Source organism: Bradyrhizobium sp. 138, assembly GCF_023074075.1.
Classification (GTDB): Bacteria; Pseudomonadota; Alphaproteobacteria; order Rhizobiales; family Xanthobacteraceae; genus Bradyrhizobium.
The window spans coordinates 1-10,236 of sequence record NZ_JADPKT010000056.1; the positions used below are offsets into that span (position 1 = coordinate 1).

Consider the following 10,236-nt stretch of genomic DNA (forward strand, 5'->3'; position numbering starts at 1 on the left):
CGTTGTTCGGCTCCTGCTCGAACTTCACCAGCTGATTGTCGACGGTGTCCAGGCTCTCGCTGGTCTCCGTCAAAAACTCCCGCAACAGATCATCCATGAGCTACGCCTTACTGAGCTGGACTTCGACGCCTGGGCCGCGTTTGGAGTCGACGGAAGCCCTCTTTTCGATCGTTAGACATCCCCTTTCACGGTCCCGTTAATTTCATCCTCCGTGCTAATACGGATATTGAAGAGAAGTTTGCCGTTCGGCTGCACGCGAGGGCGCCCCTCGGCACAGACGTCATCGGGCCGCAGCGGCGAGACGCGTGAGGTAAACGCGCCGATAACGACGCGGCGGGACGCACCGGAAGGCCCTGCTCGTGAAGGACGATAGGCATGGCTTGCGCGGGATTGAACGAAGCCGTCCGCCATCGAGGGCGCCGTCGTTTCCCACTAGCCGATGTCCGCAAAGTTCGCGTTTTCGGTAAACGAACCGTTACCCCGTGACCCCCACGGCGCGCGCGGCGCTAACCCAGTCGTTCGGCCGACGCAATGTCGCGATGCTCCGCCAGGCAATCATTGATGGCGGCGAGCAGCGCGTGCGGCGTGAACGGCTTGCGCAGACAGCGTGCGGCACCGAGCTCCAGCGCCATCCGGAGGAAATCGGGCGCGGGCGAATTCAGATTGGCAAAAGCGTAGCCGGACATCGCGATCAGCGGAATGACGGGCGCCCGCTCGTGGAAGATCCGGATCGACTCGAACCCGCGCATGTGCGGCATGAAGATGTCGATGATCATCAGATCGAATTGTTCGTGTTCGAGGGCCCGCAGTCCGGCCTCACCCCCCTCGGCGATCGTCACCCGAAAATCATTGCGCTGGAGATAGATCTCGATGGCCATGCACACCATCGGGTCGTCGTCGACAACGAGAAGATGGCGCGGACTCTCCCTCCCCGCTTGAGCTTCCCGTTTCGGCAATTCAATCATCGAGCCGTAGGACACGCCCTTCTCCTGTGGTTTCGATCGAGACATGGATGGTCGTCATCGTTTGCGGCACCGGGAAAACGAAGACGATGGACGCGAAATCTGCGGCCAAATGGCGCCATGATCGGGAGCAATGTCCGATTGCAAGAGGATGCGCGTGGCGACCGGTGTCCGATCGCAGCACGGATGCAATGCTTCCGGCTCATGAAGGCCCCCCTGCCGCTTTTCCCGCGCCCCTTACAGGACAGGCGCGCAGGCTTCGGAGCGAATCAGCGCGTCTCCCGTATTTCCGCCGTAAACGCCCTGGGCTGTCTGCCCTCTAACGGGTATATGGACATCTCTACAACCGTTACAATATATTTTTCCCGCCGCGCAACTGGATGACGGACAGGCGCGGCGTCCATAACGCGTCAGGTTGATCTGCATGACCGCCCGCCCAGTCAGTTGCTTCAAATGCTCGATCCGGCGGATCGGCGCCCTCCTCGAGGGTGGAAATGGTCAGAGAAACTGTCTTGGGCGAGGCGGGCACCGCGCTACCACATGCGCCCGACGGGAACCTCGCGGTGATCAGAACTGCTACGCGCGCCCGACTGCACGCCGACGTGCACACATGCAGCTGGGACGAGCGTCCGACGTGCCATGGCCGGACATCTTGTCCCAATTGCCAATATATCCCGACGGGAAGATGATGGAACTTACTCGCCCAGGGCGCGGTCTCACCTGCCGCGACCCGCTGGTGCAGGAGACGGGAGGCAGCTTTGGAAACAATGGGGCGCCCACCCAACGGTTTCCTGTCCGCACTGTCGGCGGACGATTATGAATTGATCCGCCCGCACCTGCGAACAGTTGATCTGCCCCATGATGCGGTGCTGGTCGAGACCGGCGAGACGCTGAAGCGCGCTTATTTTCCTCACCGCGGCGTCATCTCGCTGGTGGTGAAACTCGCCAAAGGCGAGTATGTGCAGGTCGCCATGATTGGCCGCGACAGCCTGCTCGGGACGCTCTCGACCATGGGCGATGCGTGCGCGTTGAACACCGCCATCGTGCTGATGCCGGGCCTTGCGTCGGTGATGGATCTCGACCGGCTGCGCATCGCCGCCGACCAGAGCAGCACCCTGCGCACGTTGCTGACGCGCCACGGGCTCGCAGTCTACGCCCAGGTCCAGCAGACCGCCGGCTGCAACGCCGCCCATCCGGTGGAGGCACGGCTGTCGCGCTGCCTGCTGCACACCCATGATCTGTCGGGCGACTACCGGCTGCTGCTGACCCAGGAAGCCATGGCGCAGATGATCGGGGCGCGGCGCAACAGCGTGTCGCTGGTCGCCAACACATTGCAACAGGCCAATTTCATCCATTACAGCCGCGGGCACATCCAGATCGTCAACCTCGACGGCCTGCGCCAGACGGCATGCGAATGCTACGCCACCGTGAAAGCCCAGTACGACCGGTTGCTCGGCGCGCGCTGACCGCGGCGCGCATGGTAAACCGCCGGCTAATGCCGGGGCGCAAACACCTCATGTCCTGCCACCGGAACTGAAATTCGAATGCCGTAGACACAGGAGCGTGCCCTCGCGCCGGGACGTGCCGCGCGACAATGATCTGTGATCGAGGCCAGGCCATGTTTGAAGTCACCGTTGCGCCCGCGCAGAAGGCGCCCGATGCCGCCCCCGCGCGCGAGCCGCGCGCATACGAAGCGCTGGTGCGCGAGATCGGCGAAGACGGGGCCTGTGAAGTGCGCGAGGTATTCTGGAGCGAGACCTGCGCGCGCCTGCAGCTGTTTCGCACGCTGTCGCCCGCACAGCACCACGCCAGGATCGCGCGCGAAGCGCATTCGCTCAAGAGCGCGGCCGCGACGTTCGGCTATGTCAGGCTCGCGGCGCTGGCACTGACGCTGGAGAAGACCGCAGAGCGGCTCGGCGATGTCGAATTCCGCGATCTCCTGGACCTGATGGATGCCGCCTATGCCGCCGCGCGCGCGCAGGAGCCGCCGCGCTAACCACCCGCGCGTGCATTCCCGCCGTACTTCTACGGTTTGCGATTTTTAGAGATGGCTAATCATAGGTGGCGATAGTCGCGGGAAACCAGGAGGGTTTTCATGTTCACCTACGAGACCGCGGACCAGAAGGAGGTTCGCCGCTGCCGCATCGCACAGTTCAACGGCCGGATGGCGACGGTGAAGGCTGGCGAGTCGACGGTGACCGGCTTCGTACGTTCGGTGCTGGAGCAGGAATCGAGCATGCCTCCCCGCTGGACCATCACGATCATCCCGAACGGCCCGAAAGAAGAGATCAAGCCGCTGCGTCCCGCCTCGCGCGCGCGTCCCTTCGCCGAGGACTATTTCTGAAGACTATTTCTGAGCGCGATCGGGCTTTCAGACTCTCGAGAGAGATGTCCGCATCGCCTGCCGGCGATGCAACACGCCGGCCTCAGTCGATCGAATGCAGCAGTGCCGCACGGACCAGATCCGCGGTGTTGCGGGCACCGAGCTTGCGCATCGCCTCGGCACGATGGCTCTCGAAGGTGCGCGGACTGATCTGCATCCGAAGCGCGCCCTGCTTGTTGGAGTAACCTTCGCTGATCAGCCTCAGCACCTCGCGCTCGCGCTTGGTCAGGCGCTTCTGGCCCGACAGGCCGAGCAGCTCGGCGCTCGGCACGCGCGGGGCTTGCTGTGCGCGGGTGAGCTTCGATGCCGGATCCTCGACGCTGGACGGGATCGGCAAGCCGCTCTTGTGAGGACCGGTAAGCTGCTTGACCAGGCCGCAAACGCGCTCGGTCTGGGCCAGCGCGTTTTCGACCACGCGCTGCAAATAGGCCCGGTCGCCGGTCACAGGCGCGAACTGATCGCTGTGATGCTTGATCTCGCCCATGTAGAGCAGCAGCGCAGTCAGGGGGCCGTTGAGCTCGCGGGCGATGGCAGCGGCCATTTCGTCGGCAGCCTTGGCCCGGGCGGCGCTCAGACGGGCGAAATCGAGCTCTTCAGTTGAAGCAGCGCTGCTTTCGTACCATTCCGACGGCCGCGAATCGGTGGCCGTATCATTCTGTGACCCCATGTCACTCATTTAGCGGAACCCGGGGGGTTCTGTGGTTAACTTTCTGCTCCGTAAGACTACGGTGATTTCGGCAGCTTTACGCTAAAATGGCGGCGTCGGCACAATTTGTGCTTGCGCCACGCGGCGCTCGCCCCCGCAACGGTTGAGTTCTCTGCTGACGCCCTGGGCAAACGGGACGAAAACTCCTTAACCGCCGCTTTCGCCCGACGCCGCCCCCGGTTTTTACGGAATAATTAACGGCGACTTGCTTTTCTTAGGAGGTTGAGAGCGCGCAAATGCCTCCACGCATTGGGCCCGCACCCCCGGCGGGACACGCTGCGAAAGATTGCGTGCCATGGACGAGGTCGATCGGCTGTCGGAATTCCTGCAGAGGCTGACGCCGCTGTCGCGCAGCTGTCTGCTCAGTGAGCTCGAGCGGCTCGAGCTGTGCGGCATCGACATGCCGGGCTCGGCCGACGTCCTGTCCCGCTTGCGCGCCGAGTTTCGCAAGGACGGATCGACCCATGCGCGTATCACCAGCCCGTCGCGCTATTTCTTCGCGCCGCTCGAGCTGCTGCTGATCGACGGCGCGCCCGAGCACGCCAATCTGGGGCGGATCTCGCGCAACACCCTCACCCCGATCTGGGAGTGGATCTGCCGCGACCTGCTGCCGACCATGGCCCGCGACTACATCAAGGCGATCAGCGACCAGGTTGCCGCCAACAATCAGAAGGAAGTCCTGAAGATCGCATCGACCTTCCAGACCAAGGTCCTCAAGGTCCTCGAGAGCACTTTCGCATCAGCGGAGAGCACCGAATTTGCACGCGCCAAGCTCGCGCAGTACACGGCATCGCGCAGCGCCTTCGACGACGTCAGGAAGATGCAGCATGTGCTGCGCGCCGGCGCTGCGCTGCCGAAATTCAACGAAAAACTGCCCGAAAAAATCACGAGATTCGACGACGGCCAGGTTGCCCAGATCACCGCGCAACTCGACGCCTTCAAGAAGGCTCATCCCGACGCACTACCCTTCGCGCTGACGCTGGTGGCAAGGCGCCTGAAGACGTCCTGGCAATTGATCCGCCTCGCCACCAAGGCCGCGGCGAGCAAGAACGCCGCAGACGTCGCCGCCGCGCCCTATGCCTGCGTCGTTCCCATGGTGCTCGACCGGCTCGACGACAAGCGCCTCGCACTTCGGGTCGCGCTCCGGCACAACCGGGTGCTGGTCGCCCGCGAGCTGCTCACCGAGATCTACGACACCGAACATGCGCTCAAGGTGCGCATCGACGGAATCGAGCATTGCGAATGGGGCATCCGCCTCCAGCAATTGATGGACGCGATCGCGGCGCTGGTGTCCGCCGAGGTGAGTCGTTTCCCTTCCAATGTCGGCCACATTCTGGGATCGCGCCGGCTGCGCAGCCATGACACGTTCGGCGGCAAGCTGACTTATCTGGCCTGGAAGGGACGCGACGTGGTGCAGGACAGCGCGGCGGCGTTTCGCAAATTGATCGGGCAGACCTGATATCGCGCGGCGCGCTTCAGTGCGCGCGCGGCAGGCACAGGAAGCGATCGAGAAATCGCCCTGACATCACGATCCTGAACCACCAATACATCAACCGCCGCGTCGTCATTGTCGCAATCCTCGACAGCCCACCACCGGCTGAGGCGAGCAATAGCGCAAGTGCAGCTGCACGCGTGTGATGCGCTTCACATTCGCCGTGGGCCTGGCCGCGTTGTCGCGGAACCGTCGCGAGCGAAAGCGGACCGCGCATCGCGGGAAGAAGACGACGCGGCCCTGTTCGCCGTCGAGCAACACTGGCCGCGCATCTCAAAGGAGCCGCCGGCAATAATCCTCCGATCATCTGCCGTTGCTTCGAAAGGGCACACACAATCGCACTGCGCGCCTCTTCCGGTCAGCGAACAGGACGCACTTACATCGCACGAGAGAAAATTCGCGTGCGCTGGCAATCGTTGCGCGTGCGGTGCTTGGGTGTGCAAATTCTTTTCGAACAGACTGTCGAAAAATTAGCTCGAATTGCAGGGCTTAACGTTACTCAGATAATTCAAGAACGATGTGATGCTCTCCTTATTTGGACCCACGCTCGCCGTTTAAGAAACCGTCACGGAACGGGAGTGGTGTACGATGAACGATGGGATGATTGAGCTCGTCGGACGAAGGCCTGTGACCTTCGGACGACGAAAGGTGACGCCGCGCGCCTGCGTGGCCGATAGCAAGCGGCATCTGCGCGCCTTCCTCAGCGAGGTGCTGGAGGATCTCGGCTTCGTCACCAGCGAATGCGCCAGCGCGGACGAGCTGCAGACTGTGCTCACCACTGATTTGCCGGACCTGATCCTGCTCGGCGTCGCCACCGACGGCATCGAGCCCGGGAGATTCCTCGAAATCTTGGTGCGCGAGGCTTTTGCCGGCAAGGTTCTGGCCGTCGGCGCCCGCGAGTCGATCATCGTCAGGGCCGTGCAGCAGGTCGGCGAGGAATATGGCCTTGCCATGCTGCCGCCGCTGACCACGCCCTTTGCCGCGGAGACGCTGCGCGAGCGCGTCGCCATGCTGCTGCCGGAGGAGCCGGCGCCGAGTCCGGCCGTGCATGTCGGCGAGGCCCTGCATGCCGGTTGGCTCGAGCTCTGGTACCAGCCCAAGATCGACGCGCGCACGCTGGTCCGCAGCGGCGCCGAGGCCCTGGTGCGGATGCGGCATCCGACCTGGGGCGTGGTGCCGCCGGCCTATTTCATTCCGGAGCCGCACGATCCGCATTTGCGCGATCTGTCGGAGTTCGTGATCGCGCGCGCCATGCAGGACTGGCACTATCTTCTGGAGCAGCAAAGCCCGGTCGACCTGTCGATCAATCTTCCCGCGTCCTATCTCAGGGAGCCACAGGCGGTGCGCGATCTCTGCCGCAGCGTGCCGTCGCATCCGGCCTTCGGCGGGCTGACGGTCGAGATCGACAGCGACGAGGCGATCCGCGATATCGATCTTCTGACCGAGGTCGCGCGCGAGGTCGGCCTGCACAATATCGGCCTGTCGATCGACAATCTCGGCGCCAACTGGCCTGCGCTGATGGGCCTGGACAAGATACCCTTCGCCACGCTGAAGGCCGACCGGCAGTTCGTCACCGGCAGCGGCAACGATCGGCTCAAGCGCACGGTGTGCCGCGACATCGTTGAGCTCGCGCAGCGCTTTGGCGCGCGCAGCCTGGCCCAGGGGGTCGAGAGCCGCTCCGACCTCGTTGCAGCCAACGAGCTCGGCTTCGACCTCGCGCAGGGCTTTCTGTTCGGCAAGCCGATGCCGCTGAAGAAATTTGCACGGAGCGCGCTGACGCGGACGGTGATGGGACAGGCGTGAGGCAGGAGCCTCACGCAAACCGGCGCGCGAAGAAGACGCAGGCAACCACGAGTGCGGTTGCTGCGATCATGCTCCAGGCGACCGGCTCGTGCAGCAACAGGCCGGCGAGCGCAAGGCCAAAGAACGGCTGGAGCTGTTGCAGCTGGCCGACGCGCGCGATGCCGCCGATCGCAAGGCCCCGGTACCAGAAGATGAAGCCGACGAACATGCTGAAGATCGAGACGTAAGCGAGCCCGAGGAAGGCGGGCACGCTGACGCCGCTCCAGGCCGGCGGCCAGGTCCATAGCGCGACCGGCACCATCAGCGGCAGCGCAAGCAAGAGCGCCCAGGAGATCACCTGCCAGCCGCCGAGCCGGCGCGACAGCGCCGCGCCTTCGGCATAGCCGAGCCCGCACAGCACGATGGCGGCGACCATCAAGAGATCGCCGGTGAGCGAGGCCGATCCGTCGCCGGACAAGGCAAACCCGGCCACCGTGGCACTGCCGAGACCGGCGAACAGCCAGAACAGCGGCTGCGGCCGCTCGCCGCCGCGCAGCACGGCGAAGACCGCGGTCGACAATGGCAGCAGGCCGATGAAGACGATCGAATGCGCCGATGTGATGTGCTGGAGCGCGAGCGCGGTCAGCAGCGGGAAGCCGACCACGACGCCAACAGCGACGATGGTGAGGGAGGCGAGATCCTTTCGCTGCGGCCGGGCCTGCCGGAGCAGCCCGAGCACGGCCACGGCGATCAGCGCCGCGATCACCGCACGCGCCGACGTCAGGAACAGCGCGGAAAAGCCGCCGACCGCCACCCGTGTCGCCGGCAAGGAGCCGCTAAAGATAATGACGCCGAGAAGCCCGTTGCCCCAGCCGCTGCCCGCAGATTGCATGTCCGTCCCATTTTTTTGAGTCGCGACATTGGGGCTTCCGCGCTGGGGAGGCCAGTCACAATTTCACAATCTGACGAAACTGCAGGCGGCGCCGAAAGGATTGCCGGTTAATACAACGGCTCCTCATACACCGGCTGGCCGTCAAGCAGCAGCCGCTTGATCGCGGCGCGGCCCGAGGGCAGCACGGCGGCGACGATGCGCAGCTTCTGCTGGTTGCGGGCCTGCTCGAGCTTGCCGCCCTCGCCTTCCGGCACGAAATAGCTTTCGAGACCGTATTTGATCGTCAGCTTGTCGCAGAAGGTGCGGACGTTTGATCCGCAGGAATAGCTGACGCGGCCGCGGATCAGCAATTCGGGCGCCGTGACCGGCACAGGCGCGGCATGCACCGAGACGGCGGTGTAAAGGCCGTCGGCATTGGGCGCAAGCTTGACGAAGACGAATGGATTGCGCGCGTCAGCCGGCTTGCCGGCGAGCGCACCGGCCGGCACTTCCGAAATGTCGTAGCGCAGCACGACATAGTCGCCGCGCAGAAGATCGCGCGGGTCGACGGGCTGCGTCTGCAAGGTCACCTCACGGCCTTCGCGCAGGATCTGCATGCGGTCGGCGACCATCAGCACGAGCAGCACGCATTGAACGAGGACGGCGACACCGAACAGCACGGCTCTCGGGATACGCTGCCAGAGTCTTGTGATGGCACTGATCATCGCTCAGCCCTCGGCAGCATGCGATTGAGCGCGGTGGCAAAGACCACGGCGATGATTCCGGCCCCCGCGAGAAAGGCCGAGCGACGCAGCAGCGAGCCCTTCACCGCCCAGGTGATCCCGGCGATGACGCCGGCGATCCCGAGCCAGCCAGCGACGATCCGCGGGCGCACCTCATCGAGCACACCGGAGACGACGAGGCACAGCATGGCGCACAGCAGCGCGGCGTAAGCGAACCAGGGCTCGCCGGCCGCGGAGACCGGCCAGATCGGCGCGGCGAGCAGCACGAGCCCGATCGCGCAGGCTGCGAGCAACTCACCTGCGCGCTTGGTGAGCATGGCGGAGACGAGGGCGAGGATCACCCCCGCAACTCCGCACAGGATCGCCCAGATCGGCTGGGCGGAGACCGTGCCGGTCCGGAAGCGAATGATGTCGTCGACCGTCGTCACCTCGAGGAAGGCGACAGCGGCCAGCGCAAACGCGCCGTAGATCGACAGAACGCTCCCAAGCCGGCCGGCCCTCGGCGAGGACGCGGCGGCGATCGCAAGCCCGGCACCGAACAGCAAGGCGGCCCCGTTCGCGAGCACGAAGGACGGCTGGGCGCCCTCGAACTCGAAGCGAAGCGACGTCGCGATCCACCACGGCAGCACCGCGAGCGCGACGAGATGAGCGGCGACGCGGGAATTCCATGCGAAGGCGAGGCCTGCGGCGATCAGCCAGACCACCAGATACGGAAGATGCAGGACGTCGGGCGCATCGTGGATCCGCATGCAGGTCCAGACGCTGGCAGCGACGAGGCCGACCGCGAGCGCCCCGCGCGAGCCGGTCAGAAGCGCCGCAGCGAACGCGCCGATCGACCACAGCAGCATGCCGCCAGCAAAGTCCTCGCCGAGATGATACATCTGGCCGACCAGCGCGATGCCCGCACCGAAGATGATGGCACCAACGCTCGCGCAGAGATCGGCGAGAACCTCGCGCCCCCTCGCAGCGAACCAGGCCCCGAGGGCGCCGGTGACGATCATGCCCGCGAGCAGGATCGCGAACCGCACAAGCCGCGCGATCTCCGTCCAGTGCGCCGCGACGAAGGCGAGGAACGCGGCCGCAATCAACAGGCCGCCGACAATGCCGACGACCACGGCGATGTTGATGCCCGCAGGCAGCGGCGGCAGCGCATTGCGGATGGCGGCAGCCGCCGCCGGCGCAATCACGCCCTCGGCCTCCCATCGCGCAAGATCAGCGTCGAGGCGGTCCCGGTAGGTCTTCTCGAACATCGTGGTGGATTACCTTGGTCCCGCCGAAGGGCGGGGTAGTGCTGGGT

General features: G+C 64.8%; 10 protein-coding genes. 5 read left to right on the forward strand and 5 right to left on the reverse strand.

Annotated elements, in window-relative coordinates; genetic code table 11:
• Positions 1 to 506: 506 nt before the first annotated feature.
• Positions 507 to 980, reverse strand: a complete 474-nt coding sequence (locus tag IVA79_RS19860; RefSeq protein ID WP_247555772.1) for a response regulator — start codon at positions 978 to 980, stop codon at positions 507 to 509.
• 749 nt (positions 981 to 1,729) lie between these two features.
• Here IVA79_RS19860 and IVA79_RS19865 point away from each other — a divergent pair.
• The 3 genes from IVA79_RS19865 (at position 1,730) to IVA79_RS19875 (ending at position 3,306) form a co-directional block, all read left to right on the forward strand.
• Complete coding sequence (locus IVA79_RS19865) at positions 1,730 to 2,428, forward strand: Crp/Fnr family transcriptional regulator (protein ID WP_247555774.1); 699 nt, start codon at positions 1,730 to 1,732, stop codon at positions 2,426 to 2,428.
• Positions 2,429 to 2,580: 152 nt separating this feature from the next.
• Complete coding sequence (locus IVA79_RS19870) at positions 2,581 to 2,958, forward strand: Hpt domain-containing protein (RefSeq protein WP_247555776.1); 378 nt, start codon at positions 2,581 to 2,583, stop codon at positions 2,956 to 2,958.
• 99 nt (positions 2,959 to 3,057) lie between these two features.
• Positions 3,058 to 3,306 (forward strand): hypothetical protein, encoded by a 249-nt coding sequence (locus IVA79_RS19875; protein WP_247555777.1) that lies wholly within the window; start codon positions 3,058 to 3,060, stop codon positions 3,304 to 3,306.
• 82 nt (positions 3,307 to 3,388) lie between these two features.
• Here IVA79_RS19875 and IVA79_RS19880 read toward each other — a convergent pair whose 3' ends face one another.
• On the reverse strand, positions 3,389 to 4,012 hold the full coding sequence (locus tag IVA79_RS19880; RefSeq protein WP_247555780.1) for a helix-turn-helix transcriptional regulator: 624 nt from the start codon (positions 4,010 to 4,012) through the stop codon (positions 3,389 to 3,391).
• A gap of 334 nt (positions 4,013 to 4,346) precedes the next feature.
• Here IVA79_RS19880 and IVA79_RS19885 point away from each other — a divergent pair, with 334 nt between their 5' ends.
• Complete coding sequence (locus tag IVA79_RS19885) at positions 4,347 to 5,510, forward strand: hypothetical protein (RefSeq protein WP_247555782.1); 1,164 nt, start codon at positions 4,347 to 4,349, stop codon at positions 5,508 to 5,510.
• Between the two features lie 621 nt (positions 5,511 to 6,131).
• A complete protein-coding gene (locus tag IVA79_RS19890; protein WP_247555784.1) occupies positions 6,132 to 7,346 on the forward strand; it encodes an EAL domain-containing response regulator in 1,215 nt (404 codons plus the stop codon).
• 10 nt (positions 7,347 to 7,356) lie between these two features.
• Here the strand turns inward: IVA79_RS19890 and IVA79_RS19895 are convergent, their stop codons facing one another.
• The 3 genes from IVA79_RS19895 to IVA79_RS19905 form a co-directional block, all read right to left on the reverse strand.
• Complete coding sequence (locus tag IVA79_RS19895) at positions 7,357 to 8,217, reverse strand: DMT family transporter (protein WP_247555786.1); 861 nt, start codon at positions 8,215 to 8,217, stop codon at positions 7,357 to 7,359.
• Positions 8,218 to 8,324: 107 nt separating this feature from the next.
• A complete protein-coding gene (locus IVA79_RS19900) occupies positions 8,325 to 8,921 on the reverse strand; it encodes a GDYXXLXY domain-containing protein (RefSeq protein WP_247555788.1) in 597 nt (198 codons plus the stop codon).
• Positions 8,918 to 10,189: a DUF2157 domain-containing protein gene (locus IVA79_RS19905; protein ID WP_247555791.1), complete on the reverse strand. Its 1,272-nt coding sequence runs from the start codon at positions 10,187 to 10,189 to the stop codon at positions 8,918 to 8,920. The genes IVA79_RS19900 and IVA79_RS19905 overlap by 4 nt, the downstream gene beginning before the upstream one ends.
• Between the last annotated feature and the right edge of the window lie 47 nt (positions 10,190 to 10,236).